The organism is Flavobacterium riviphilum, from assembly GCF_055231795.1.
On sequence record NZ_JBUYSY010000004.1, the window covers coordinates 78,824 to 105,638 of the forward strand.

Annotated in this window: 27 protein-coding genes; 17 read left to right on the forward strand and 10 right to left on the reverse strand. The window is 36.0% G+C overall.

Annotation, left to right across the window (positions count from 1 at the left end):
• Positions 1-34: 34 nt before the first annotated feature.
• The 6 genes from ACZIX2_RS06360 to ACZIX2_RS06385 form a co-directional block, all read right to left on the reverse strand.
• The gene (locus ACZIX2_RS06360) at positions 35-721 is read right to left on the reverse strand and encodes an ABC transporter ATP-binding protein (protein ID WP_463339253.1); all 687 of its coding nucleotides are present in this window, start codon (positions 719-721) and stop codon (positions 35-37) included.
• A 90-nt stretch (positions 722-811) separates the two neighbouring features.
• Positions 812-1,588: an O-methyltransferase gene (locus ACZIX2_RS06365; protein ID WP_463339254.1), complete on the reverse strand. Its 777-nt coding sequence runs from the start codon at positions 1,586-1,588 to the stop codon at positions 812-814.
• Between the two features lie 67 nt (positions 1,589-1,655).
• Positions 1,656-2,222 (reverse strand): hypothetical protein, encoded by a 567-nt coding sequence (locus ACZIX2_RS06370; RefSeq protein WP_463339255.1) that lies wholly within the window; start codon positions 2,220-2,222, stop codon positions 1,656-1,658.
• 199 nt (positions 2,223-2,421) lie between these two features.
• Positions 2,422-2,880 carry an FKBP-type peptidyl-prolyl cis-trans isomerase gene (locus ACZIX2_RS06375; RefSeq protein ID WP_463339256.1) on the reverse strand — a complete coding sequence of 153 codons (459 nt, stop codon included), beginning with the start codon at positions 2,878-2,880 and terminating at the stop codon, positions 2,422-2,424.
• A gap of 94 nt (positions 2,881-2,974) precedes the next feature.
• Positions 2,975-4,831 carry an ABC-F family ATP-binding cassette domain-containing protein gene (locus ACZIX2_RS06380; RefSeq protein ID WP_463339257.1) on the reverse strand — a complete coding sequence of 619 codons (1,857 nt, stop codon included), beginning with the start codon at positions 4,829-4,831 and terminating at the stop codon, positions 2,975-2,977.
• A gap of 196 nt (positions 4,832-5,027) precedes the next feature.
• Positions 5,028-5,969: a T9SS C-terminal target domain-containing protein gene (locus tag ACZIX2_RS06385; RefSeq protein WP_463339258.1), complete on the reverse strand. Its 942-nt coding sequence runs from the start codon at positions 5,967-5,969 to the stop codon at positions 5,028-5,030.
• 99 nt (positions 5,970-6,068) lie between these two features.
• Here ACZIX2_RS06385 and ACZIX2_RS06390 point away from each other — a divergent pair, with 99 nt between their 5' ends.
• The 11 genes from ACZIX2_RS06390 to ACZIX2_RS06440 all read left to right on the forward strand — a co-directional run bounded on the left by ACZIX2_RS06390 (position 6,069) and on the right by ACZIX2_RS06440 (position 15,118).
• The gene (locus ACZIX2_RS06390) at positions 6,069-7,232 is read left to right on the forward strand and encodes a glycosyltransferase family 2 protein (RefSeq protein ID WP_463339259.1); all 1,164 of its coding nucleotides are present in this window, start codon (positions 6,069-6,071) and stop codon (positions 7,230-7,232) included.
• Positions 7,233-7,319: 87 nt separating this feature from the next.
• Positions 7,320-8,627, forward strand: coding sequence for a dihydrolipoamide acetyltransferase family protein (locus tag ACZIX2_RS06395; protein ID WP_463339260.1), 1,308 nt, complete (start codon positions 7,320-7,322; stop codon positions 8,625-8,627).
• Positions 8,628-8,872: 245 nt separating this feature from the next.
• Positions 8,873-9,643 carry an exonuclease domain-containing protein gene (locus ACZIX2_RS06400; RefSeq protein ID WP_463339261.1) on the forward strand — a complete coding sequence of 257 codons (771 nt, stop codon included), beginning with the start codon at positions 8,873-8,875 and terminating at the stop codon, positions 9,641-9,643.
• Between the two features lie 77 nt (positions 9,644-9,720).
• Complete coding sequence (locus tag ACZIX2_RS06405) at positions 9,721-10,332, forward strand: fumarylacetoacetate hydrolase family protein (protein ID WP_463339262.1); 612 nt, start codon at positions 9,721-9,723, stop codon at positions 10,330-10,332.
• Complete coding sequence (locus tag ACZIX2_RS06410; RefSeq protein WP_463339263.1) at positions 10,332-10,676, forward strand: Hpt domain-containing protein; 345 nt, start codon at positions 10,332-10,334, stop codon at positions 10,674-10,676. The genes ACZIX2_RS06405 and ACZIX2_RS06410 overlap by 1 nt, the downstream gene beginning before the upstream one ends.
• Before the next feature lie 40 nt (positions 10,677-10,716).
• Positions 10,717-11,970: a CinA family nicotinamide mononucleotide deamidase-related protein gene (locus ACZIX2_RS06415; protein ID WP_463339264.1), complete on the forward strand. Its 1,254-nt coding sequence runs from the start codon at positions 10,717-10,719 to the stop codon at positions 11,968-11,970.
• Positions 11,971-12,041: 71 nt separating this feature from the next.
• A complete protein-coding gene (rpmB, locus tag ACZIX2_RS06420; RefSeq protein ID WP_463339265.1) occupies positions 12,042-12,278 on the forward strand; it encodes a 50S ribosomal protein L28 in 237 nt (78 codons plus the stop codon).
• 28 nt (positions 12,279-12,306) lie between these two features.
• Positions 12,307-12,489, forward strand: a complete 183-nt coding sequence (rpmG, locus tag ACZIX2_RS06425) for a 50S ribosomal protein L33 (RefSeq protein ID WP_017495179.1) — start codon at positions 12,307-12,309, stop codon at positions 12,487-12,489.
• A 68-nt stretch (positions 12,490-12,557) separates the two neighbouring features.
• Entirely contained in the window at positions 12,558-12,710 is a 153-nt protein-coding gene (locus ACZIX2_RS06430) for a DUF4295 domain-containing protein (RefSeq protein WP_463339266.1), read from the forward strand.
• A 120-nt stretch (positions 12,711-12,830) separates the two neighbouring features.
• Positions 12,831-13,784, forward strand: a complete 954-nt coding sequence (ftsY, locus tag ACZIX2_RS06435; RefSeq protein ID WP_463339267.1) for a signal recognition particle-docking protein FtsY — start codon at positions 12,831-12,833, stop codon at positions 13,782-13,784.
• 62 nt (positions 13,785-13,846) lie between these two features.
• Positions 13,847-15,118: a porin family protein gene (locus ACZIX2_RS06440; protein ID WP_463339268.1), complete on the forward strand. Its 1,272-nt coding sequence runs from the start codon at positions 13,847-13,849 to the stop codon at positions 15,116-15,118.
• A 173-nt stretch (positions 15,119-15,291) separates the two neighbouring features.
• On the opposite strand, the gene ACZIX2_RS06445 is transcribed toward ACZIX2_RS06440, so the two are convergent.
• Positions 15,292-16,374 carry a serine hydrolase domain-containing protein gene (locus tag ACZIX2_RS06445; RefSeq protein WP_463339269.1) on the reverse strand — a complete coding sequence of 361 codons (1,083 nt, stop codon included), beginning with the start codon at positions 16,372-16,374 and terminating at the stop codon, positions 15,292-15,294.
• A gap of 217 nt (positions 16,375-16,591) precedes the next feature.
• Between ACZIX2_RS06445 and ACZIX2_RS06450 the strand changes: the two genes are divergently transcribed.
• Together ACZIX2_RS06450 and ACZIX2_RS06455 are read left to right on the forward strand one after the other, a co-directional pair.
• The gene (locus tag ACZIX2_RS06450; protein ID WP_463339270.1) at positions 16,592-17,032 is read left to right on the forward strand and encodes a lipocalin family protein; all 441 of its coding nucleotides are present in this window, start codon (positions 16,592-16,594) and stop codon (positions 17,030-17,032) included.
• Positions 17,013-17,309 carry a DciA family protein gene (locus tag ACZIX2_RS06455; protein WP_463339271.1) on the forward strand — a complete coding sequence of 99 codons (297 nt, stop codon included), beginning with the start codon at positions 17,013-17,015 and terminating at the stop codon, positions 17,307-17,309. Before ACZIX2_RS06450 ends, ACZIX2_RS06455 begins: the two co-directional genes overlap by 20 nt.
• A 188-nt stretch (positions 17,310-17,497) precedes the next feature.
• Here ACZIX2_RS06455 and ACZIX2_RS06460 read toward each other — a convergent pair whose 3' ends face one another.
• Both ACZIX2_RS06460 and bshC read right to left on the reverse strand, forming a co-directional pair.
• Positions 17,498-17,917: a nucleoside-diphosphate kinase gene (locus ACZIX2_RS06460; protein WP_463339272.1), complete on the reverse strand. Its 420-nt coding sequence runs from the start codon at positions 17,915-17,917 to the stop codon at positions 17,498-17,500.
• A 131-nt stretch (positions 17,918-18,048) separates the two neighbouring features.
• Positions 18,049-19,638, reverse strand: a complete 1,590-nt coding sequence (bshC, locus tag ACZIX2_RS06465) for a bacillithiol biosynthesis cysteine-adding enzyme BshC (RefSeq protein ID WP_463339273.1) — start codon at positions 19,636-19,638, stop codon at positions 18,049-18,051.
• 122 nt (positions 19,639-19,760) lie between these two features.
• Here bshC and ACZIX2_RS06470 point away from each other — a divergent pair, with 122 nt between their 5' ends.
• Positions 19,761-21,044, forward strand: a complete 1,284-nt coding sequence (locus ACZIX2_RS06470; RefSeq protein WP_463339274.1) for an MFS transporter — start codon at positions 19,761-19,763, stop codon at positions 21,042-21,044.
• Between the two features lie 148 nt (positions 21,045-21,192).
• Here the strand turns inward: ACZIX2_RS06470 and ACZIX2_RS06475 are convergent, their stop codons facing one another.
• Entirely contained in the window at positions 21,193-22,065 is an 873-nt protein-coding gene (locus ACZIX2_RS06475; protein ID WP_463339275.1) for a PDDEXK nuclease domain-containing protein, read from the reverse strand.
• Between the two features lie 217 nt (positions 22,066-22,282).
• On the opposite strand from ACZIX2_RS06475, the gene ACZIX2_RS06480 reads away from it, so the two are divergent.
• From ACZIX2_RS06480 to ACZIX2_RS06490, 3 genes are all read left to right on the forward strand, one after another.
• On the forward strand, positions 22,283-24,487 hold the full coding sequence (locus tag ACZIX2_RS06480) for a B12-binding domain-containing radical SAM protein (protein ID WP_463339276.1): 2,205 nt from the start codon (positions 22,283-22,285) through the stop codon (positions 24,485-24,487).
• Positions 24,488-24,717: 230 nt separating this feature from the next.
• On the forward strand, positions 24,718-25,203 hold the full coding sequence (locus tag ACZIX2_RS06485) for an acyl-CoA carboxylase biotin carboxyl carrier protein subunit (protein WP_463339277.1): 486 nt from the start codon (positions 24,718-24,720) through the stop codon (positions 25,201-25,203).
• A gap of 158 nt (positions 25,204-25,361) precedes the next feature.
• Positions 25,362-26,804: an acetyl-CoA carboxylase biotin carboxylase subunit gene (locus ACZIX2_RS06490; RefSeq protein WP_463339278.1), complete on the forward strand. Its 1,443-nt coding sequence runs from the start codon at positions 25,362-25,364 to the stop codon at positions 26,802-26,804.
• The last annotated feature ends 11 nt before the right edge of the window (positions 26,805-26,815 follow it).

The following is a 26,815-nucleotide window of genomic DNA, read 5'->3' on the forward strand; positions in this document are numbered from 1 at the left end:
ATAGTTTAGTCGTTTGTTGGATGCTACAAATACTCTATTTTGTCGTATCTGTTTCAATCAATCCGTCTCTCAAACGAATGACACGATGAGCATAAGCCGCGATGTCTTCTTCGTGAGTGACCAAAATAACGGTATTGCCTTGCGCGTGAATGTCGCCAAACAATTTCATGATTTCAACCGAGGTCTTGCTGTCTAAGTTTCCAGTGGGCTCATCAGCTAAAATGATAGAGGGTTTGTTGACCAAAGCTCGGGCAATGGCAACACGTTGGCGTTGTCCTCCTGATAGTTGATTGGGTTGGTGGTCCATTCTGTCGGCTAAGTTTACTTGTTCTAGTACTTCTGTCGCACGTTTGACACGTTCGGATTTGGGATAGCCGGCATAGATCATTGGTAACGCCACATTATCAAGCGCCGTTGTTCTGGGCAGTAAGTTAAAGGTTTGAAAGACAAAGCCAATTTCTTTATTTCTAATTTCGGCCAATTCATCGTCTTGCATTTGACTGACATCCTTACCATTCAATATGTAAGTTCCAGATGTTGGGGTGTCTAAACAGCCCAAAAGATTCATTAAAGTGGATTTACCTGAACCCGATGGCCCCATTAATGCTACATATTCCCCTTTTTGTATTTCTAAATCAATGCCTTTTAAAACGTAAACGGTTTCATTTCCCAAAGCAAAATTGCGTTTGATGTTGGTGATTTTGATTAGTGGATTACTCATTGCAGTAGCTATTTGAGGGGTTATATTTTGAATTGTTTTTTAGAATTGGACTTAAAATTACGCGTATTGTTACAACAAATGTAAAGAAATTTAAACCCTAATTACAAAATGTTCTTTGGCTTGTTCTTCTCTAAAAAATACAAGGCCCCATTGAAATGTATCTATGGTAACACGAACTTTTGGATGGTTTTTGATTGTTTTCCAAGCTTCCTCCATATCTGTAGACCAATGTATATCGTCAAATATCCATACGGAATCGTTGTGTGCGGTGGGTAGCAACAATTCGAAATACTCTAGAGTGGCTTTTTTGGTGTGGTTGCCATCAAAGTAGATGAAGTCATAATGGGTGTCGAGTTGTTCAGATGTGAAAAACGATTCAAATCGGGAGGTAATGGGGGTTACATTTTTAATATTGGTTTTTTCGAGTTGTTCTCTCGCTATTTTTGAAGTTTCGGGGCAGCCTTCAAGCGTTGTAATTTTGGCTTTTGGATTTCCTAATGCTAAAGCTGAAGTAGCTAATCCTAAGGAGGTGCCTATTTCCAAAATCGATTTTGGTTGGAAATACGCTGTGATTCGGAATAATAATTTGGCCCGATTCGTGCTGATGCCAGCTGTTTTTGCCAATTTTGCAATTGGTCTTTCGTTGGATGTAAATACTTTTGATCCAGCGCCAAAATCCGTAACAAAAATGGTGTTTTTGTTTTCGAGTAATGTTTTTCGATAGTTTTTTAGAGCGGTATATTCGGGTTTGGATTTAGAATCATAGAAACATCGTGTCACCAATGAAAACACAAACGGGGAGTGTACCCCATGTTCGTTTTTGGAGTGCCAAAGAAAGCGCAAAAAAGCTAGAATTTGAAACAGCATGAGGGGAAAGTTGATTGTATTGTATTTTTATTTTAAGAACGATGGCTTCTGTTTAGTAATAGATTTGTTATAAAAAGATTCCAATTTTTAGCGAGATTTCTGGATTTAAAAATGGTAAGTGATAGTTTTTTTGGTCTAAAACAAAACGGTCATTTCCGGCCAACTTAGCACTCATGCCTGCCCAAGGGGAGAGGTAAATGTTTTTGTGAATTGGAATATGGTAGCCCAAACTACCATTGAACAAGATATTTTCAAAAGATTGTGTTGCGTTGCTGTTGTTGCTTTGGATGGTACTGCTCCAATACACTGGACCTGCGCCTATCCACCATCCTTTCCAAGGTTTTTGAAAAAAGTAGTCCGCAAGTAAGGCATAAGCTTGAATATGATGGTTTTTAAATCCCTCTTGGCTCACAAAATCGGGTAAGTTTACATCGGCGATTAAAGCCCTGCCGCGCCATTGGTTTTTGCCTAACCAAAGGGCTCCAAAATACCCGCCAGTCAAATAGGGTAAGGCATCCAATTCGACCCCAATATTCCATGTATTCGTAGTTGATATCGATAAGGTTGTTGAAGGACTAGATTGTGCGTGTAGAAAAAAAGGGAGTAGAAGTAAAAAAAAGTAGGTTCTTCTCATTAGAATAAAAGTAAATTAGCGCTGTAAATTTAGGAAAATTTACTTCGTTACCCAGAGGGAATAACTAAGAAAGTGAAGCTCTTTAATCAGAAATTGTTAGACAATATCTCAAAAAAAACTTCACTTTCTTTATGTGCCAGGCTTACGCTTCGTTTTGAATAAAGGCGTTGCGTTTTTAGCCATTGCCATTTAGGTGGAATTATTCTACTTTTAATAGTTTGATATCGAAAATCAATACAGATCCAGCAGGAATTGGACCGTAATTATAACTTCCATATCCTAAGTGTGCAGGAATAAATAGTTTTCCGCTGCCTCCTTCTTGGAAGTATTGTAGGCCTTCGGTCCATCCCTTAATTACGCCACTTAACGGAAATGTAGCACCTTCTTCTTTGCTTTGGTCAAAAACTACTTTATTAGTGAAATAACCTTTGTAGACTGCAGTAACTTTTGAGGTAGGATCTGGACGTAATCCTTCGCCTTGTTTTTCTATTGTATAGTACAAGCCTGATTCGGTTCGGGTTGCGGTGAGTTGGTTTTTTTCTAAATAATCAATTATTTCTTTTTCGTTACTAGCAGTAAAATCTTTTGGTGGATCTTGGTCTAGAGAACAAGAAAATAAAAGTGGTAGTAATAATAAGGCGGATACAATTTTTTTCATTTTTGAATCGATTTTAAGGTTTATATAAATGTGGTATTTTTAAAGTGTTTTTATGGATGTGAAATTATTTATGGAATTTAATGAAGCCATCAAGCTAGCCTTCTAATTTTTCAAGCAGTTCAAACCAACGCATTTCTTTTGTTTCAATTTGTTGAATTATACCTTCTAATTCTTTTGCTTTGCTTTCAATGTCGGTTACTTGTCCTTCAGCGAAAAGTTGTTCTATGGTAGTTTTTTGAGTTTCTAATTCTTTGATTTCTTTCTCTATTTTTTGAAATTCCTTTTGTTCGTTAAAAGTCAAATTGCCTTTAGGGTTTTGTTGTTTCCACTCTTTTTTTTCTGTTTTTGGTGTGTCTTTTGCTACTACTTCAGCGCTGTCTTCATAAGCTCTGAAATCAGAATAGTTTCCTGGAAAGTTTTCAATAACCCCTTGTCCTCTAAAAACGAGAAGAAGGTCTACGATTTTGTCCATAAAATAGCGATCATGCGAAACTACAATCAAACAACCGGGATAGTCCAGCAAGAAGTTTTCGAGTACATTGAGGGTCACAATGTCAAGGTCATTGGTAGGTTCATCCAGGATCAAAAAGTTGGGGTTTTGAATTAAAACGGTGCACAAATACAAGCGTTTGAGTTCGCCACCACTTAATTTTTCAACATAGTCATATTGTTTTTTAGCGTCAAAAAGGAAGCGTTCCAATAATTGAGATGCCGAGATAATTCTGCCTTTGGTTAAAGGGATGTATTCTCCAAATTCTTTGATAATGTCAATAACTCTTTGGTTGGGTTTAGGGTTGATTCCGGATTGGGTATAATATCCTATTTTGATGGTTTCGCCCACAACCACTTTGCCTTGATCAGGAGGAAGGACACCTGTTAATACATTTAAAAAGGTAGATTTTCCGGTCCCATTTTTACCAATTATACCGATGCGCTCTCCTCGTTGGAAATCGTAACTGAAATTGTCTAGGATGATGCGATCTTTAAATCGTTTAGAGATTTTGTGCAACTCTATGATTTTGCTGCCCATGCGTTCCATGTTGATCTCTAATTCGACTTGGTTTTCTTTGCGTCGGCTTTGAGCTTTCTCTTTGATGAGGTAAAAATCATCAATACGAGATTTTGATTTGGTTGTACGTGCTTTGGGTTGGCGTCGCATCCATTCCAATTCTTTAACAAAAAGGTTTTGGGCTTTATCTATGCTGGCATTTTCCGAAGCAATTCGTTCTTCTTTTTTTTCTAAATAATAAGAGTAATTGCCTTTGTATTGGTATAGTTTTCCGTTGTCCAATTCGATGATTTCGTTGCACACGCGTTCCAAAAAGAAACGGTCGTGAGTCACCATAAACAGCGTTATATTTTCTTTGGCAAAATAACTTTCCAGCCATTCAATCATCTCCAAATCCAAGTGATTGGTAGGTTCGTCTAGAATCAATAAGTCGGGACGATTGATCAAAATGATAGCCAGAGAAAGTCTTTTTTTCTGTCCACCAGACAAATTTTTAACCTTCAGTTTGAAGTCTTCAAGCTTCAGTTTGAACAAAATTTGCTTAAACTGCGTTTCAAAATCCCAAGCATTGTATTGATCCATTTGGTCAAATGCTTTTTGATAGGCTTCTTCATCTTCAGGATTTTCCAACGCTTTTTCGTAGCGTTCAATAACTTTTAGGATTTCATTATCCGAAGCAAAAATACTTTCCTCGATAGTTAACTCTTCTTGTAAATTATGATCTTGCGAAAGAAAAGCCATTTTGATGTCCTTTCTCACCACTACTTGCCCTGTATCGGGTTCGTCCTCCCCATTAAGAATTTTCATAATGCAGGTTTTTCCTGAGCCATTTTTAGCAATAAAGGCAATTTTTTGGTCTTTGTTGATGCCAAAGGATATGTTTTTAAATAAGGTGCGTTCTCCAAAAGATTTAGAGATATTCTCGACTGATAAATAATTCACAGATGATTAATTTTTCGGTAAAAATATGAGATATATTTTTAACGACCATTTCTGTCTTGAGAATTGGGATATTTTTAACCCAAATTTTAGGTAATTATCCAGAAGGGAGTAGATGTTTTTTATGAAAAAAGGAGTTGTTGTGCCTTGTGAGAAGATTTAAGTAAATGGAGACTTTGGTAGAATAAAATGCCAAAGCTTATTTTTTCGGTTCCATTTTTATCCGATGTAATTGTTGCGGAATATTCAAAAAAGGTTTTTTAACTAGCGCTTCGTTGGAAAGAAAAAAAGTAGTGCCATCCATGGAAGTAATACTTTCTATTTGATGGAAGGGCAAGTGCAAGTCTATTTTTTGGACAGCACCCGCGAAAAAATTTGGGGAGACAAATTCGCTAAAGTGTAAAATAAAAGGGCGCAAGGTTCTAGAATACCCACAAAGGACTAAGGTGTTTTTAGAGGGTAAAAAACAGGCGCCGGTTATCAGGCCCTTGCTGTTGTAGGTTGCAAGCAGTGATGCTGTTTGTTTTCCGGATTGGTTTGGTATTGCATAAAGGCTACATTGGGTTGATTTCCATTGTTTAGTGAATAGGTAGAGGTGGTCTTTTGTAGCTATAAATGCCTCACAATCATAATCGGTAGTGTTTGGGGGTTGAATTTTGTAATTTGTTTGGTCGGCATAGCTAAATTGGATGGTGTCTATTTGAGGGCGATTGTCCAATAAGGATTTTTTAGTGATTTTCAAGATTTTCAAATCCGTTCTATTGCCTCTGGCATTATTACCAAAGTCACCAATATAAAAATAGGTGCTGTCTTGTGTTATTTCTTCCCAATCGATATTAGTGATGCCTTGAAGGGGAATTTTTTTTTGGATTTTACCTAGGGTATCAATACCGTAAAGCGTGGTGTCATGATCGTCGTTGTGGGTATACAATAGGTTGTCCAGAAATAACAAACCTGATGTTTCCGGAATAGAATCGGATAAGGGATATGAAGCTGTTTTTTTAATGTTGTAAGGATGGTGTTTTGTCTTTTTTTTAGATAAGGTAAATGATTCCGTTAATGGAGAAGCATTTGAAGAGTGATTTATGATTTGCCCAAACGAAGTATAAAAGCTTAGTAGTGCTAAAAGAAAGACTTTCATGAGAATTTTTAATACTAAATATAATAAAAAAAACGAAGTGTTGATGGGATGTAATATACTTTGTTTTTTGTAATTCACATATCTGTATATATTTGCATTATGCAATTATCAGTTATTATCCTCAATTATAATGTTCGCTATTTTTTGGAGCTTTGTTTAGAAAGTGTTCAACTTGCTTTGGCATCCATTGAGTCTGAAATTATTGTGGTGGATAATGCTTCGAATGATGGTAGTGCTGCCATGATCCGTGAACGATTTCCTGATGTTCGGTGGATTCAAAATCATGAAAATCTTGGTTTTCCCAAAGGGAATAATATTGGAGTAGAAGCGGCAAGTGGGGAATATGTTTGTATAATAAATCCAGACACCGTAGTGGCCGAAGATACTTTTGTGAAAGTCTTGAATTTTGCAGCTCAGCAAGAAAATTTAGGAATTGTTGGGGTCAAATTGATCGATGGTACAGGAAATTTTTTGCCTGAAAGTAAAAGAGGGATTCCTACACCTTGGGTGGCTTTTACTAAAATAATAGGGAGCTATCGCTTGTTGCCAAGAGTGAAGATGTTGAATCGTTATTATGCTACACATCTACAGCCAAATCAAACTGGAAAAGTGGAAATACTAGTTGGTGCTTTTATGTTGATGACTCGTCAATTATATCAGCAAATGGGAGGTTTTGATGAAGCGTGTTTTATGTATGCCGATGATATAGATTTGTCATATCGTGTGTTGCAAAACGGTAAAAATAATTGGTATTTTTCTGAAACTACCGTCATTCATTTTAAAGGAGAAAGTACTAGCAAGGATGAAACGTATAGAAAACGTTTTCAAGAGGCTATGATTTTTTTCTATCGAAAGCATTTCAAAAGGATGTATTTGTTAGAATTAATGATGTCTTTAGGTACAGTGTTTTTTTCGGTATTCAAAACTTGGCAAGGGGTGTCAGTCAAAAGAACGCCTCCTCTATACTATCAACTGTGGTCTAAGCAGGAATGGCTAGCAAAAAAATTGGGGAATCAACTAGGAAAAAATGTTTTTTTTGAGCTCATTTCCAATCAAAAATTGGTACATTCGTCACGTTTTTCTATCAAAGCAGGGACCGAAATTATTTTAGATAGTTCAAGCCTTTCCTTCAAAGAAATCATCGCCGTTTATGAAAAAGTTAAAAATGGCGGTTGTACCTTGAAGATTGTGTCCCAAAAAGCGACGTTTTTGATTGGAAGCAATTCCAATAATGAACGGGGAGAGGTAGTGAAAATAAATTGAAAAAAATCGAAGTAAATGTTAATATTGGTAGGATTTAATTATTAAATTCGCAATCAAAAATCAAAAAACACCTTTTAGGTTATTAATATGGCAAGATTTGAATTAAAACTTCCTAAAATGGGAGAAAGCGTTGCAGAAGCAACAATTACCAATTGGTTGAAACAAGTAGGAGACAAAATAGAGGCAGATGAAGCTGTACTCGAAATTGCCACTGATAAGGTAGATAGTGAAGTGCCTAGTGAAGTTTCGGGAGTACTTTTGGAACAATTATTTCAAGTAAATGATTTGGTTCAAGTGGGGCAAACCATTGCTATCATTGAAACCGAAGGGGAAGGTGGAATTATTAATGAAACCGCCCAATCTACTCCAGAAGCTGTAGCAGCGATAGAGGAGTCGATAAGTATGGTGAAAGAAACTGTTTTGGCTCCAGTTGATATGCCATCGGATAAATTTTTATCGCCCTTGGTAAAAAATATTGCCAAAGAAGAAGGTGTTTCTGCAGCAGAATTGCAAACTATTGTTGGAACAGGAAAAGAAGGAAGAATTACCAAATCCGACATCTTAGATTATATAAAAAATAGAGGAAATCAACCTCAAGCAACAGTAACGCCATCGTTGATGGTAGATACGGTAGCTCCCGAGCCTACTCCTACAACAACTAAAGCTGCACCTGTTTCTGTTAATGGTGGAGATGAGATTGTAGAAATGGATCGCATGCGCAAGCTTATATCAGGCTATATGGTAGCATCGGTGCAAACTTCTGCTCACGTACAGTCGTTTATTGAAGTGGATGTGACCAATATTGTAAAATGGAGAGATCGTGTAAAAACTGCTTTCGAAAAAAGAGAAGGAGAGAAGTTGACATTTACTCCAATCTTCATGGAAGCGGTAGCCAAAGCGTTGAAAGATTTTCCAGGTATGAATATTTCGGTAGATGGTGAGTATATTATCAAAAAGAAAAACATCAACTTAGGAATGGCAGCGGCTTTGCCTAATGGTAATTTGATTGTACCTGTAATTAAAAATGCCGATCAGTTAAATTTAGTAGGTATGGCCAAAGCAGTTAATGATTTAGGAAATCGTGCCAAAGCCGGTAAATTAAAACCAGATGACACCCAAGGAGGAACCTATACTGTAACCAATGTAGGAACTTTCGGGTCGGTTTTTGGAACGCCAATTATCAACCAGCCTCAAGTGGGTATATTGGCATTGGGAGCTATTAGAAAAGTACCGGCAGTTATTGAAACTCCTGAAGGTGATTTTATTGGAATCCGTCAAAAAATGTTCCTTTCTCATTCCTATGACCACCGAGTGGTAGATGGTGCTTTAGGGGGAAGTTTTGTAAAACGCGTAGCTGAATACTTAGAAGCTTTTAATGTGAATAGGGATTTTTAATTCTCATTATTACAAATAAACATGAAACCGACAAGCAAGATTCTTGTCGGTTTTTTTTTGAAAAATTCTTTTGTTTTTAACAAAATTCTTTAATATTCATTTTAAATATAGTTGAATATTGGATGCTTTGGGGAGTCTTATTTGTTTTGCAATTTGTTGAAAATCATTTTATTTGTTAAGCTTATCGCAAAAAGGTTTTTCTATTTATAAACAACGGTTTATATTTGTGCACTTAAAAAAATAAAATGGAATTAAAACTCAATCGCCCTATTTGCTTCTTTGATTTGGAAACAACGGGTACTGACATAAGTAAAGATCGTATTGTTGAAATTGCTATTGTTAAAGTGTTCCCAAATGGAAATAAAGAAAGTAAAACGTGGTTGGTTAATCCTACTGTGCCTATACCAACATCAGCTACTGCAATACATGGGATAACTAATGAAAAGGTCGCGAAAGAACCGACTTTTAAAGAGTTAGCTTCACAAGTACATTCCATGATTAAAGATGCGGACTTGGCAGGATTCAATTCCGATCGATTTGATATTCCTTTGTTGGCAGAGGAGTTGTTGCGGGCAGGTGTAGATTTTGAAATGAAAAACCGAGTTTCGGTGGATGTTCAAACTATTTTTCACAAGATGGAAGAGCGGACCTTGTCAGCAGCGTTGAAGTTTTATACCGGAAATTCTCTAGAAAATGCCCATTCTGCCGAGGCGGATACTTTGGCTACCTATGAAATTTTAAAAGCACAACTCGATCGATATCCTGATTTGAAAAACGATATGAAGGCATTGTCTGAGTTTACCACCCGAAAAAAATCAGTAGATTTTGCAGGTTTTATAGCTTTGAATGAAGACGACCAAGAAATTTTTACTTTCGGAAAACACAAGGGCAGTTTGGTAGATGAGGTGTTGGAAAAAGAACCTGGGTATTTTAGTTGGATTCAAAATGCCGATTTTCCGCTGTACACTAAAAAAGTATTGACAGCAATTAAATTGAGAAAATTAAATACAAAGTAAAGTCTCTAGGTTCTGAGTTTCTAAGATGCTAAGTGTCTTAGAAATTGAGATTCTTAGTGCCTTAGAAACTTAAGAAAATGAAAATAATCTGTATTGGCAGAAATTATGCCAACCATATAGAAGAGTTGCAAAACGAGCGTCCGGCAGAGCCAGTGGTTTTTTTAAAACCAGACTCGGCAATTTTGTTGAAACAACATCCATTTGTAATTCCAGAATTCTCCGAGGAAATACATCATGAGTTGGAGTTAATTGTGAAAATTAATAAAGTAGGCAAATACATTGAGCCTAAATTTGCTCATAAATATTATGAGGAAATCAGTGTGGGACTCGATTTTACAGCGAGAGATTTACAAGATCAATTAAAGCAAAAAGGGTTGCCTTGGGAAAAGGCCAAAGCTTTTGATGGGTCGGCAGTGATTGGAGAATTTTTGGATAAATCGCAGTTTAATTCGTTAGAAAATCTTACATTTGAGTTGATGAATAATGGGCAAACGGTACAAAAAGGCTGTTCCAGTCATATGTTGTGGAAAATAGACGAGCTCATTGCTTATGTGTCTCAGTTTTTTACTCTAAAAATAGGTGACATTCTGTTTACAGGAACCCCGGCTGGTGTGGCTTGTGTGAAACCCAATGACGTTTTAGAAGGCTTTTTAGAAGGACAACAACTATTTAGAATACAGGTAAAATAATGGCTTTAAAATATAACCTCTCGAAAGTTTATGCGCTTTCCGATAATGATCCAGAATTTGTGAAACAAATTGTGCTTTTGTTTGTTGAGGAAGTACCTGAAGATTTGAAAAAAATCAAAGAAGGGATTGAAACAAAAAATCATCAATTAGCTTATTCCTATGCTCATAAAATTAAACCAACACTAGATTTGATTGGGTTAAATATTGCTTTTGAGGAAATCTTGCAAGTTGAGGCTTGGACCAAAGCCGAAGGTAAAAAGAAGGATATCATAGAAACATTTAAGAGTATCAAAAAACGCGTAAAAGAGGCGGTAAAGGAAATCAAAAAAGATTTTGATTTGTAATTTGATATAATCCTGAATTTAATTTTTCCCAATCTAAAATATGAAAGCAGCTATTGTGACCATTGGAGATGAGATTCTTATCGGTCAAATTGTAGATACTAATTCTGGTTACATAGCCAAGATATTAGACAGGGTAGGGATAGAAGTGGTTGAGATGTTGTCCATAAGAGATAACGAGCAAGCTATTCTCCATACATTTGCTGCTTTGCAAAACAAAGTTGCTTTAGTGGTGATAACAGGTGGGTTGGGGCCAACCAAAGATGATATTACTAAAACTTCCTTTTGTACGTATTTTGAAGATTTTTTGGTGCGAGATGCCTCAGTGGAAGCTCATGTGGTGGCTTTAATTGAAAAAGCATTGCAACGTCAGGCGTCTCAAATGAACAAAGATCAAGCGCTTGTGCCTTCTCGATGCACCATTTTACCAAATGAAGTAGGAACAGCGCCCGGTATGTGGATGCAAAAAGAACAAACGGTTTTTGTGTCGTTACCAGGTGTGCCTTATGAAATGAAGCATATTGTAACACATCAATTGTTGCCTAAAATTGTAAAAGAGTTTGAGCGTCCATATATTATTCATAAAACGATAATGACGTATGGACAAGGCGAAAGTGTGGTGGCAGAGCGAATTGAAAGTTGGGAAACAGCTTTGCCTGATTTTGTAAAGTTGGCTTATTTGCCCTCTCCAGGTAGAGTGAGATTGCGTTTATCGGCAAAAGGGACAAACAAGGAGGTGTTGGAAATGGAATTGAGCAAGCAGTTGAAAGCTTTGCAATTTATAATTGGAGATATAATAGTAGGTTTAGAGGAAGACGAAACCATAGAAGTGGTAATTGGTCGCCTGTTGACCAGAGGAAATAAAACCTTAGCTACAGCAGAAAGTTGTACAGGTGGTAAAATTGCTCAGGTGCTTACATCGGTGCCCGGAGCCTCGACGTATTTTAAGGGTGGAATTGTAGCTTATGCTACACAATTAAAGGTGGCTCTTTTGGAGGTTTCTCAAGAAACGATTACTAAACATAGCGTTGTGAGTGCTCAAGTTGCTAAAGAGATGGCTGTAAATTGTCAAAAAATTACGAACTCAGACTTTGCCATTGCTACAACAGGCAATGCTGGACCGTCAAAAGGAGAGGCTTTAGCAGAGGTTGGAACGGTATTTATCGCAATAGCCACTCCGAATGAGGTGAAAGTAGAGAAGTATAATTTTGGACAACCCCGAGAAAAAGTAATAGATAGAGCGGTGTCTAAGAGTTTGGAAATGTTACAAAAAGAAATTTTGAAATTTGTAGAATAATTTTTTGTTTCATCCGTTTATTTTTCTTTTCTTTGCACCCTGATTTTGAATAACGATAAAAGATAAGCATAATGTCAAGAGTTTGTGACCTTACAGGTAAAAGAGCGATGGTAGGAAATAACGTTTCTCACGCTATGAATAAAACTAAGAGAAAGTTTTCTGTTAACTTAGTTAAAAAGCGTTTTTATCTTCCAGAAGAAGACAGATGGATTACTTTAAGAGTAGCCGCATCTACAATAAAAACAATTAATAAAAATGGAATTGCAGCTGTTTTAAGAAAAGCGCAATCTGAAGGATTTATAAAATAATCTTTTTCCAAAATAAATATATAGCAAGATGGCAAAGAAAGGTAATAGAATCCAGGTAATTTTAGAATGTACTGAGCACAAAACTTCAGGTGTTGCAGGGACTTCAAGATACATCACAACAAAAAACAAAAAGAATACTCCAGACAGATTAGAGATTAAAAAGTTTAATCCAATCTTGAAGCGTGTAACTGTTCATAAAGAAATTAAATAATCATTCGAATTTTTAACAATCCCTTAGTTTTAAGAGAAGGTATTAAAATTCTAAATAACATTTGAATCATGGCAAAGAAAACCGTAGCATCGTTACAAACCGCTTCAAAGAGATTAACTAAAGCCATTAAAATGGTAAAATCTCCTAAAACGGGTGCATATATTTTCGTTGAATCGATTATGGCTCCTGAAGCAGTGGATGAATTCTTGAAAAAGAAATAATTTACATACAAGTTTATAGAAAAGCTACTTTCATTCGGAAGTAGCTTTTTTATTTTTTAAATTTACCTCTTCTTAGAAGGTGGTTTTTTTTCTGTATTTAATAATTCTAAAATTTAAAATATGAGTTTTTTTAAACGTATATTTTCTTCTGAAAAAAAAGAAACTTTAGATAAAGGTCTTGAAAAATCTAAAGTGAATTTCTTTACAAAATTAACTAAAGCTGTTGCGGGTAAATCCAAAGTTGATGATGATGTTTTGGATAATTTGGAGGAGATTTTGGTGGCCTCTGATGTAGGGGTAAATACTACCTTGAAAATTATTGAACGCATTGAAAAAAGGGTGGCAACAGATAAATACTTAGGGGTAGACGAGTTGAACCGTATTTTGCAAGAGGAAATTGCAGGATTGCTTTCTGAAACCCATAATGGCGAAGGGACTGAGTTTGTGGTGCCACTTGCAAAGAAGCCCTATGTTTTGATGGTGGTTGGGGTAAATGGAGTTGGAAAAACTACTACCATTGGAAAATTGGCCTATCAGTTTAAAAAGTCGGGTTATAAAGTTGTTTTAGGAGCTGCCGATACCTTTCGTGCAGCGGCTATAGATCAATTGCAAATTTGGGCAGATCGCGTTGGAGTGCCTATTGTGCGTCAGGAGATGGGTAGCGATCCAGCTTCGGTAGCATTTGATACCTTACAATCCGCAGTAGCTCAAAATGCCGATGTTGTTATCATTGACACTGCAGGACGTTTGCATAATAAAATCAATTTGATGAATGAATTGTCAAAGGTGAAACGAGTGATGCAAAAAGTAGTAGCCGAGGCGCCAAACGATGTATTGTTGGTGTTAGATGGATCTACGGGGCAAAATGCTTTTGAACAAGCCAAACAATTTACGGCTGCTACTGAAGTAACTTCTCTTGCTGTTACTAAATTAGACGGAACAGCCAAAGGTGGTGTTGTAATTGGTATTTCTGATCAATTCCAAATTCCTGTCAAATACATTGGAGTAGGTGAGGGAATCGAAGATCTTCAAGTGTTCAATAAGTACGAATTTGTAGATTCTTTCTTTAAATAATTGTTTAAGTAACACATATTTTTTTCATATTTGTCTTATTAATTATTGTTAATTTTTCAAATATGAATCTTTTTCTTTATCCTATTGTTACACAAACAAATAGGTTTTCGTTTTCCATTTTTGTTTTTGTTATTATATTATTTTCCTATTCATGTAGAGCGCAAAATAGTTTTCAAAAAGGCTATTATATAGATGAAAATAACATAAAACAAGAAGGGTTTGTTTATAATTTGGATTGGATGTATAATCCAAGTTCAATAACTTTTAAAAAAGATAGTTTAGCCGAAACCAAGGAAATTACTATAGATAACATTCAAGAATTTGCGATAGAAGGAATTTGTAAATATGTTAAATTTGAAGGATTGATCGATCAGTCCCTATCTGATTTAGCTAATTTAGATAACAAAAGAAATCCTAATTGGCAAAAATCCAAGGTTTTATTAAAAGTACTATTAGAGAGTGATGCTTCTTTGTATTATTATTCGAATACAAAAATGCAACGATATTTTTATAAAGTAAATTCTGCCAATCTTCCATTGCAACAACTTGTCTTTAAAGAATATTATAAGAATGGGGATAGGAATTCTCCAACGTACAATTACGAATTTCGTCAACAATTACATCAGAATTTATCGTGTATTGATGGTAAGTTATTAGTTGCGAATAGATTAAAGTATAGTAAGAAAGATTTGATTGATTTTTTTACTTCTTATAATAATTGTAGAGCTTACAATCAGATTAATTATGTTTATTCCAAGAAGAAAGCAGTCAAATGGAATTTGTATGGTGTATTGGCGGCTAGTCCGGTGACTTTTGAAACAAAACAAGGGCAAAATGGAGTTGGTAACCAATGGTTAAAGAACAAATTTGATTCGACTATTTATTATCGATTTGGAGCCGAAATTGAATTATTATTACCTATAAATAATAATAAATGGTCTTTGTTTTTTCAGCCTACTTATCAATGGTTTAGTGCTGAGAACACTAATCAAGGTATTTATGGGCCTTTAGAATACAGGGTGGCTTATCAAGCATTGCAATTACCCCTAGATTTTCGTCATTATTTATTCATTAATTCGAGTTCAAAATTATTTATTAATCTTGGAGTGGGTTTCAATTTTGATTTAGGAAGTGAATTAGTAGTGGGTAATGATAATAGTTATAATTATTGGAAAAGTGTTTCTTCATTTAATGCCGGACTTGGATACATGTTCAAAAATAAATTTGGAATTGAATTGCGATATACCAGCTCTACAGATTTGGTGAATGCTATGTCATTTCAATCTTCAGTAAGTGATATTGGATTGGTTTTAAAATATAGATTGAATAAATAAATATACACTATGAAAAATATATCTTCAATCACTCTTTACTTTTTAAGTCTTGTGAGTTTAGTAACTGCCAATATGGTACGTGAAACTACTACTACTGTTTATTTAATCTTGTTAATTTTAGGAGTAGTATTCTTGATTTTTGGGGTCTATAAAAAGTTTAAAAACTAACATTTCTAAGAGAATAAAGGAAGTATTTTTTGCCAAAGCGCCTGATCAAATCCAGAAAACGCAATGGCAGGGTTATTTGTATCGGGAGCGTCTCCCATTCGAATAATGACCATTTTTTTGCTAGGGATTAGGTATATTTTTTGATCATTTTTTCCTAAGGCCATGATAAGATCTGTCGGGGCATTGGGTATCATACTTCCTTGAAATTCTGATTGTGTTTGTGGTAGGTGGTAACTCGTTTTTCCGTTCAACCACCAAAGATAGCCATAAGCTAGGTTAATGTTTTGTGATGTAGTGGTGGCTTCGGCGATGAAATTTTCATTGACAATCGTGGAGTTCTCCCACTTCCCTTTGTTAAGCATTAATAAACCAAATCGTGCCATACTGCGGGTAGTACTGCTGTAAACTCTATTAAATCCTGTGGTAAACCAGTTGCCATCCATTCCGATTTTATCTCGTAAACGGTTATTAAAGTAGTTGTTAAAGGTTTGGCCGCTAGCTTGAGCTACTACATCTTGTAGTTTTACAAAAACATTATGATAAGCCCATCGCGTACCTGCATCCGCTTTGTATTGTAACGCGGCTGGCGAAACGTCATCAGAACTGTCGTCTAGTCCTGAAGTCATAGTTAATAGATGTTTGCAAGTGATTAAATGTTCTTTAACTAATGGGGCACTCGTCCATCCGTTTCCGAGGTATTGTGAAACTTTAGTATCAATATTTAGAAGTTTTTCTTGTTGGGCAATTCCGGTAATGGCTGTGGTTAACGTTTTTCCTGCACTAGCCCAATACCATAGCGCATCAGCATCATGTCCGTTAAAATAGTTTTCCATAACGATACGGCCATTAACTAATATCATAAAGCCTTTGGTGTTTTGAATTTTTAAAAAATCCAAAAGTGGTGTCACGGCTTTTTCATTCCAACCCAAAGAATTAAAAGATTGGGTTTCCCAACTATTGCCACTTAAAGGGGGAAAATACATAGTGTTTATGATGGGTGATGTAGATTTGGCGGGTGTATCAGTACTACAACTCCAAAAGAAAAATGGTATGATCATTACACTTAAAGGAAAACGGAAGTATTGCATAGGATTTGTTTTTTTACCATACGACTAAAATAAAAAAAAATAGTTTAACGCTTGGTTTTTTTGTTTTCTACGCTGTTTTGCTCTTACTTTGTAGACGTGAGCTTGCCGCCTTTTCGTTGAAGAGCGTTATTGTTGATTGGATTGTTTTCATAAGAAAGAGGGCACTTCTAAGAATTGGCAAGACCTACAAAAAAATCTTTATTCAAATTTATTATAAATGAAAAACCTTTTTTTAACCGCCTTGTTAGGTGTTTTTTTCTTTGGGTGTCAATCTAAAGTGACACCAGAAGCGTTACCTTTGCTCAAAGGGTATTGGGAAATTGAACGTGTTGTTTTTGCATCCGGCCCAGACAAGGAATACACTGCTAACGAGAATTATGACTATTTTGAAATCAGTGGTCAACAAGGTTTTCGGAAAAAAGTTAAGCCACAATTGGACGGTACTTTCCAAACCAATAACATTAGCGAGAAATTTACCATTAATGAAAAAGAAGGTCGTTATTATATCCATTTTGTCACAGCTTATGATCAATGGACCGAAGAAATTGTTACTTTAAATGAACAAGAGCTTATTCTTAAAAATAACCAGGACAAAGAGTATCATTATAAAAAAGCACAAGCTATCAATGTATTAGCCAATGAAAAAGCGACTAAATGACCAGAATTCTGTGGGTGAAGTATTGCAATTCATCATACAAGAAAATAAATTACAATCGGGTTTAAATCAAATTGATGTGAGAGAAGCATGGAATAATTTGATGGGTAATGGGGTAAATCATTACACCAGAAACGTAGTTTTGAAAGGAAGTACTTTGTATGTAGAGTTAAGTTCTTCAGTTTTGCGAGAAGAATTGAGTCATGGGAAATCCAAAATAATCGCCATGATTAATGAGGAATTACGCCGTGATGTGGTTAAAGATGTGGTCTTGAGATAGTGTAAAAGTGGTCAGGGTTCAGTATTTTAGTGTTCCGTTTTCTGAAGTTATTAAATACCGTTTATTGAATTATAATTTTCAGGTTATAAAAAATCCCATTTTGTTTTTTGACAAAATGGGATTTTTTTATGAGATAACTATTTTTAGTACATTGTACTGCCTACTAAAAACTGCTAACTGATTATTAATTAGAATTGCTCTCTTCCTGCAAAGTGGAAAGCACTTTCGATAGCTGCATTTTCGTTGCTGTCAGATCCGTGAACGGCATTTTCTCCGATAGAAGTTGCATACGCTTTACGGATAGTTCCTTCAGCTGCTTCAGCTGGATTAGTAGCTCCAATTAAAGTTCTAAAGTCTTCCACAGCGTTTTCTTTTTCTAAAATAGCAGCAACAATAGGACCGCGAGTCATGAATTCTACTAATTCTCCAAAGAATGGTCTTTCAGCGTGTACAGCGTAAAATGCTTGAGCATCAGCTACTGTTAATTGAGTTAATTTCAAAGAAACAATTTTAAAACCTGCATTGGTTATCATTGCTAAAATGTTACCGATGTGTCCGTTTTCAACCGCATCAGGTTTAATCATTGTAAAAGTTCTATTCGTAGTCATTACTTGGTTTTTTTAAATTTGGTGCAAAAATATACTTTTTTGTCAATTTATAGTTGCGTGAACCCAAACATTTTATTTAATTATCAAATTAACTATTACGATTGAATGTTGAAGTATATCTTGCTGTACGCTTAAAGTGTGATTAGGGTAAAATCGGTAGCTAATGGTTTAATTTTGTCAAGCAACACTTTGATCAGTTGCTCGCCATTTTCTAGATAAAATTCCGAAAAATTGGCTTGACGCTCTTGCAAACTTTGGTTGGGGAACAATTCATTTTGAAGTGCAGTGATTCTACTTAAACTATCGGCTAATTTTCGTTTTTGTGCTTTTAGCAGTCGTTTTTCTAAGTTATCTAGTCCTTTGGTTTGTTTTACTTCCTGCGCTTTTACGGCACCTGCAAAAGAGCGGTCGGTTTTGGAAGTCAGTTCGTGTAGGGTTTGGAACTGTTGTTGTAATTGTTGTTTCAAATCGCTTAAATCAATGGCAAATTCCGATAACTGTTTGGTTTTGTTGTTGATTAAACTGTTTTGTTTTTGGAATAAATCGCTCCAAGTCAAGGCTAAGGCATCGGCTTTTTTTAGCTGTTTTTCAGTAGTTAAAACTACGGAGTTACGCACAATAAGTATAGGAAAAGTCACCTTTACCGTTTCAAAAAAGGATTTCAATTCTAGCCAATAAGCTATTTCTCCGCCACCGCCAATATAGGCTAGATTAGGCAGAATAACTTCTTGATATAAAGGACGCATCACTACATTGGGACTGAATTTTTCGGGATGAAGTTCCAATTCGGCGAGTAGTTCTTGTTCTGAAAAATGGCGTTTAGTATTGTTTATTTTGTACAATCCGTTTTCAAAAACAATACGCTCTCTTAAGTTGTCTTCTATATAAAACAAATTGATTTCACGGGGGGTGACTTGAACGGTATAATTTCCAAATTGTTGGATGGTTTCATTCACCTTTGAAAAAGCCGTTTGATGTTTCAACTCTTCCTCAATAAAAGGAATAAATTCTCTTTTTAAATTCGCGTCATCAGCATCCAAAATGACTAATCCGTAGTGACCAAATAAAGCATTGGCCAAATATCTAGTCGCATCTGCTAGATTAGTATGTTTCAAATAGGCTTCATGAAATAACTTTTTTAGCTTTTCAGCATTGGTACTATGTCCTAATTCTTGAGCAAAAATCGCTAAAAAATCTTCGAGACCTTCTGTAGTTAAACGCCCTACTGGTCCAGTACTTTCTCTGTTCCAACAGAATTTTTTCCCTTTGAAAGTAAAGTAATTGATTTCTTCAAAATCATGGTCTTCGGTAGCCATCCAATAGACGGGAACAAAATTTTGTTCAGGATATTTTTGTTGTAATTCCTTGGTCAGATTGATGGTCGAAATGATTTTATATAGAAAATACAATGGTCCGCTGAATAAATTAAGTTGATGACCTGTTGTAATGGTATAGGTATTGGAATGATTTAAAAGTTTGATGTTGTTTAACGTTGCCGTTGAAGCCTTGATTTTGGTATATTGGGCTTCAAGAGTAGCCAATAAAACAGTTCTTTTCTTGTCTTCGAAGTTGGCTTTCTTTTCCTTTATTTGAGGACCAAAATTTTCAAAAGTTGGGAATCGATGATACAAAGGTTGTACGTTTGGTTTTTGGTCTAAATAATCATTGATTAGTGAGGAAAAATACCCAGAATTTTGAAAGCTGATACAGTCGGATGGCATAATTAAAATAGATTTAGGGCTAAATTACCAAAAAAAGCGGAATTAAATGGGGTCTCTTTTTGAATAGCAAAGCATTTTAACTTATTATTGTAATTCTAAACCAATAACTAAAACCACAACAAATGAACCTAAATACTCCTTCGAAAGGAAAAAATTCTATACAACACGTACTTTTTGGTAGTTTGATAGGAACGACCATCGAGTTTTTTGATTTTTATATTTATGCCAATGCCGCAGTATTGGTTTTTCCACAACTTTTTTTCCCGAGTACCGATGCTACTATGGCTACGTTGCAATCACTAGCTACGTTTTCTATTGCTTTTTTATCCCGTCCCTTGGGGTCGGCTTTTTTTGGACATTTTGGAGATAAGATAGGTCGTAAATTCACCTTGGTAGCCGCATTACTTACTATGGGGATTTCCACTGTTGCCATTGGATTTCTGCCAGGTTATGCGAGTATAGGTATTGCCGCACCTTTGTTATTGATGTTGTGTCGTTTTGGACAAGGCGTTGGTCTTGGAGGAGAATGGGGCGGAGCTGTTTTACTAGCCATCGAAAATGCGCCACCCCATAAAAGAGCTTGGTATGGTATGTTCCCACAGTTAGGTGCTCCGATAGGTTTGTTGCTTTCGGGAGGGACTTTTTTGCTTTTAACGGATAGTATGTCCAACGAAGATTTCATGAATTATGGTTGGCGAATTCCCTTTATAGCCAGTTCACTTTTGGTCGTGGTTGGTTTCTATATTCGAACTAAAATTTCTGAAACACCTTCATTTGAGCAGGCTAAAAAAGTAGAAGAAGAAGTAAAAATCCCGTTTCTTACCTTGCTTTCCTCTTACAAGAATCAATTGATTTTTGGAACCTTGGCAGCAGTGACTACTTTTTTGGTTTTTTATTTAATGACGGTATTTACTTTAAGTTGGGCGACCTCTGATTTAGGTTTTACCAAAAGAGAGGCTCTGTTGATTCAGTTGTTCTCCGTGCTCTTTTTTGCGCTGTTTATTCCTGTTTCGGCAGTGGTTGCCGATGCCATTGGGCGCAGAAAAATGCTGGTTTGGGCTACTATTGCCATAGCTGTTTTTGGTTTTTTCTTCCCATTTTTTCTTAGTTCAGGAAGTGCTGTACTAGTCACTGTTTTTGTTTGTATTGGAATGGCCTTGATGGGATTTACCTATGGTCCTTTAGGTACCTTTTTGTCTGAGTTGTTTCCTACACAAGTCCGCTATTCAGGAGCTTCCTTGACCTTTAATTTAGCAGGAATATTTGGTGCTGCTTTTGCTCCTATGATTGCCATTTGGTTGGCTAGGGATTATGACATTTCGTATGTGGGGTATTATTTGACGGGGGCTGCTTTGTTGAGTTTAGGTTCACTTTTTATGATTTCTAGAAAAAGTCATCAGTTTTAGGATTTATTCTTTGGACAATTGCTCCATAATGAAGTGTTTTTCGCGCTCAATTTCGGCAATAAGTTCCGCTTCTGTTGGCAAATAAGGTAAATATTTTGAAGCAAAAAGTTGTTCGTTTTCGCTTAAGACAGAATATTTGGCTATCGTTTTATCTGTTTCCGTACATAGTAATATTCCAAATAGTTGGATTATCTGTTTCTTGTTTTTTGAGGTCGTCATACATTCGCACATACATATCGAGTTGTCCTACATCTTGGTGTGTGATTTTATCAGTTTTAAGATCAATAATTACAAAACACTTCAAAATATAGTTATAAAACACTAAATCAATATAAAAATCGGTAGTTTCTGTACGAATGAGTTGTTGTCTTTCTACAAATGCGAATCCTTTTCCCAACTCAAGGATAAACTTTTGAAGGTTATCAATTAAGTTTTTTTCAAAAGTTTGTTCTGTATAGCTGAGTTGCGTCGGTAAATTTAAAAACTCTAACACTGTTGGATTCTTAATAAATTCGAAAGGATGGTGTTGAAGGTCTTTTGTTTTTAAATGCATTTCATTGATTACATCTTCTTTAATTTGAGAAGAGACTAAACGTTGATAATACATGGTAGCGATATTTCTATCCAAAGTTCTTACCGACCACATGTTTTCGGCTGCTTCAGTAAGATAATACTCTTGTGCTTTTGGGTTAGATATTTTTAGAACTAATTGAAAATGGGACCAACTCAATTTGGCAGACAGTGTCTGCCAAATCTCAATATTTGGGAATGTAATATAGAACTGTCTGAAATTTCTAATGTTTCTTTCTGAAAAACCTTTACCAAATTCTGCTGTTAATTCTTTTGAAATATTTTTTATGATCTCTTTACCATAAGTAGCTCGGTCTTTTCCATTTTGTTCTTCGGTAACGATTTGTCTACCAATATTCCAATAGGCTTCTATCATAGCCGTATTAATAGCTGCATACGCTTTTTGACGAGCTTGTGCTATAATTTGCTTTATTTCAATTAGATATTGCATTTTTTTTTGTGAATGATTTTAAAATATTCTTTTGATTAAATAGGTTTTTCGATAGAAAAAATTTGAACTAGTAATTTTTGTATTGGTTTGCATTACATAAAATCGTTAATTCTGAAATTTAAAAATACTAATTTATTCTTTATAGCAAGAAGTTGTATAATGAAGGATTCTTATTCTTTTTAAAAATGCGTTACTTTTGCATCAAAACAATACCGTCTTGAAACCAAAACTCTTTCTCATCACTCCACCGTTTACGCAACTGAATACCCCATATCCAGCGACAGCGTATATCAAAGGTTTTTTGAATACCCTTGAAGTGCCTTCAGAACAAGCGGACTTGGGCATTGAGGTGATTTTAAAATTGTTTTCGAAAGAAGGATTACAAGGAGTTTTTGGTCAAGCAACCACAAACCGCAAACCACAAACCATAAACAGTCAACGTATAATTGCTCTACAAGACGAATACCTCAAAACCATAGATCCTGTAATTGCTTTTTTGCAAGGCAAAAATCCCACCTTGGCTTTGCAAATTTGTCAAGAAGACTATTTGCCCGAAGCGTCTCGTTTTGCGAAATTGGAGGAATTGGATTGGGCTTTTGGTACGATGGGAACTCAGGATAAAGCCAAACATTTGGCAACTTTGTACCTTGAAGACATTTCGGATTTTATAGTGGAATGTGTCGATGAAAATTTTGGGTTTAGTCGCTATGCCGAGCGTTTGGGTAGAAGTGCTAATTCATTCGACGAGTTGTACGAAGCTTTGCAAAAAGAACCTACCTATATAGATGGAATTTTGTTGTCTATTCTGGAAGAAAAAACAGCCAGAATTCAACCTGAATTATTGCTAATTTCTGTGCCTTTTCCTGGGAATTTGTACAGCGCTTTTCGTTCGGCGCAATGGGTGAAAAAGCACTATCCGAATATCAAAATTGCTATGGGAGGTGGCTTTCCCAATACCGAATTGCGTTCGCTTTCGGACGCTCGAGTGTTTGAGTTTTTCGATTTTATTACTTTAGACGACGGAGAATTACCAATAGAACTACTAATAAGCCCCCCAACCCCCGAAGGGGGAGTTTTTAAGCGTACCTTTATCTTAGAAGAGGGAAAAGTCGTTTATAAAAACAATTCCACTAGACCAGATTACAAACAATCGCAAGTGGGGACTCCAGATTATTCGGATTTGTTGTTGGATCAATACATTTCAGTAATTGAAGTGGTGAATCCGATGCATCGGATGTGGAGCGATGGGCGTTGGAACAAGTTGACGATGGCGCATGGTTGTTATTGGGGCAAATGTACTTTTTGTGACATTTCTTTGGATTACATCAAAATCTACGAACCCATAGCTGCCAATTTGTTGTGCGACCGAATGGAAGAGATGATGAGACAAACGGGTCAGAATGGCTTTCATTTTGTTGACGAAGCGGCACCGCCCGCTTTAATGCGAGCTTTAGCGCTCGAAATTTTACGCCGAAAACTATCGGTTACTTGGTGGACCAACATACGTTTTGAGAAAAGTTTTTCGGCCGATTTGTGTCGATTGCTCAAGGCTTCTGGTTGTATAGCGGTTTCAGGTGGATTGGAAGTAGCTTCTGATCGGTTATTACAATTAATTGATAAAGGAGTAACTGTGGAACAAGTGGCCAAAGTGACTCGCAATTTTACCGAGTCTGGAATTATGGTACATGCGTATTTGATGTACGGTTACCCCACTCAAACGGTTCAAGAAACGATAGACAGTCTCGAAATGGTGCGTCAATTGTTTGAAGCGGGAGTATTGCAATCTGGATTTTGGCATCAGTTTGCCATGACCGCTCACAGCCCAGTGGGATTGTATCCTGAAAAATTTGGTGTTACACCAGAACTCCTTCCACTACAAGGTTCAGAGAAGGGGATTTTTGCCATCAATGATATTAATTATACAGACAAGACAGGTATTGACCACGAAAAATTTAGTTTCGGATTGAAGAAATCCTTGTTCAATTTTATGCATGGTATTTGTTTCGACTTTGAGCTGCAAGAATGGTTTGACTTTAAGATTCCAAAAACCAAAATTCACCCTGATTTTATTTTTAATGCGCTTCAAGAAGAAGAAAATTTTACCACCAAACCAACTGCGAAAGTAGTTTGGTTGGGAGGAAAACCGACTGTAGAATATTTCACAAAAGCCAAAAAAGGTAATTCTTGGGAACTCGCTAAATTGACCTTTCACGATAAAAAAGAAAGTTTTGCTGTTCAAACCAATAAAGCGGAGGGCGAATGGTTGCTTGCTATTTTAGATAAAATTTCAGTTTCACAATCCAAAGTGTATTCTTTTCAAGAAATTAAAGCTGATTTTGAAGACCATTTATCCGATTTTGAACTTTTTTGGTATTCAAAACCTGTGAATACTTTGAGAGAGTTTGGCTTATTGGTTTTATAATGATTAAATATTAATATCTTTTGAAATAATAGTGATTTTTCAATCTAATAGGCATGAAATTTTTTCGTAAAGGTACTGTCTACTTTAAGATAGTAATGATTAGTTTGGCTTATTGGTAATCAAAAGGTTGTGTTTTATGAAAAATTAACTTTTTTTTAAAAAAACTAACTTTTATCATGTTTCGCAATCGATTTCATTGGTATATTTACTACTAATTAAATCTTTAAGACATGAGTATAGGTTATAAACTAAAAGTAAATGATACTTTTCATTTTGAGTATGATACCGTTGCTGCAAATTCTTTAGATGTCGTCTCGGTTGCTCCCCATCAATTTCAAATTATTAGCGAGCACCTTTGCTATGACGCAAAAATTCAAGCGTCGAATTTTCAAAAAAAAACCTATGAAGTGATAGTGAACAATAGATTGTATGCTGTTACTATAGCAAATGATTTGGATCAACTTATAAAAGAATTAGGTTTCGATATGCTGTCGAATCACAAAGTGAACGAGGTGAAAGCACCTATGCCCGGATTGATTTTAGAAATCAATGTGGAAGTAGGACAAACCGTAAAAGAAAACGATAATTTACTCATTCTAGGGGCTATGAAAATGGAAAATAGTTTTCAATCGCCTAGAGATGGGGTGGTTAAAGCCATCGCTGTAGCTGTAGGCGATGCGGTAGATAAAGGACAATTATTGGTCGAACTTGAATAAAGAATAAAGAATATAGAGCATAGAAAATAGAATCAAGATTAAAGAGCAAAGAAAATATATTTTTGATTTGAATGTTTTTCTTTAATAATATTCTCAAGGCTTCTTCCTTTTTGTCTTTGTTCTCTATTCTATTTTCTTTCTTCTAAAAAAGTAATCATATGAAAAAAATATTAGTAGCTAATCGAGGAGAAATTGCCATTAGAGTAATGAAAACCGCTCGAAAAATGGGTATCAAAACGGTTGCGGTGTATTCAAAAGTAGATCGTAACGCTCCTCACGTTGCTTTTGCCGATGAAGCGGTTTGTATCGGTGAGGCGCCCTCCAATCAATCGTATTTGTTAGGGAATAAGATAATCGAAGTAGCTAAGGCTTTGCAGGTGGATGCCATTCATCCGGGCTATGGTTTCTTGAGCGAAAATGCAGAATTTGCAGAGGAAGTCGAAAAAAACAACCTCATTTTTATTGGCCCCAAATCCGAAGCTATCCGAATAATGGGTAGTAAATTGGCAGCAAAAGATGCCGTTTTAAAGTACAATATTCCCATGGTGCCGGGTGTAGACCACGCCATCACAGATATTGATGAAGCCAAAAGGACAGCGCAATCTATTGGATTTCCTATTTTAATTAAAGCTTCGGCTGGTGGAGGAGGAAAAGGAATGCGAATAGTTGAAAAAGAAGCTGATTTTGAGTCTCAAATGAATAGAGCCATAAGCGAAGCTTTAGCGGCATTTGGAGACGGTTCGGTTTTTATCGAAAAATATGTAGCCTCTTCTCGTCATATAGAAATTCAAGTGATGGCCGACAGTCATGGAAATGTTTTGTATTTTTTTGAAAGAGAATGTAGTATCCAAAGACGCCATCAAAAAGTGGTAGAGGAGGCTCCTTCGGCAGTGGTCTCTCCTGAAATGAGAATAAAAATGGGGGAAGCGGCTGTTTTAGTAGCTAAATCTTGCGACTATTTGGGGGCGGGAACGGTAGAATTTTTAGTTGACGAACAATTGAATTTTTATTTCTTAGAAATGAATACCCGTCTGCAAGTGGAACACCCTGTGTCGGAAATTATTACCGGTGTCGATTTGGTCGAATTGCAAATTCGAGTGGCTAGAGGAGAAGTCTTGCCTTTAGAACAAAAGGATTTGAGCATTCATGGCCATGCTATCGAATTGCGTGTCTATGCCGAAGATTGTTTGAATGGGTTTTTACCCAGTGTGGGCAAATTGGAAGTTTATCAGTATCCTAAAGGAGAAGGGATTAGAGTTGATAATGGTTATGAAGAAGGTTTGGAAGTGCCAATTTACTATGATCCAATGTTGGCTAAGTTGATTACCTATGGGCAATCTCGAGAAGAAGCGATTCAACGTATGCAAGACGCTATTGCGCAATATAAAGTAGTTGGGCTTGAAACTACGCTGCCTTTTGGTGCTTTTGTGATGGAACATGAAGCCTTTCGCTCGGGAGATTTTGACACCAATTTTGTTAAAAAATATTACAACCCAGAACAAATTAAAGCAAAAGCTTTAAAAGAGGCAGAAATTGCGGCAAAATTAGCTTTGAAATGTTATCTCGAGGATCAAAAAGTTTTGAGGGTGCCCAATGAGTAAGGGTAGAGTAC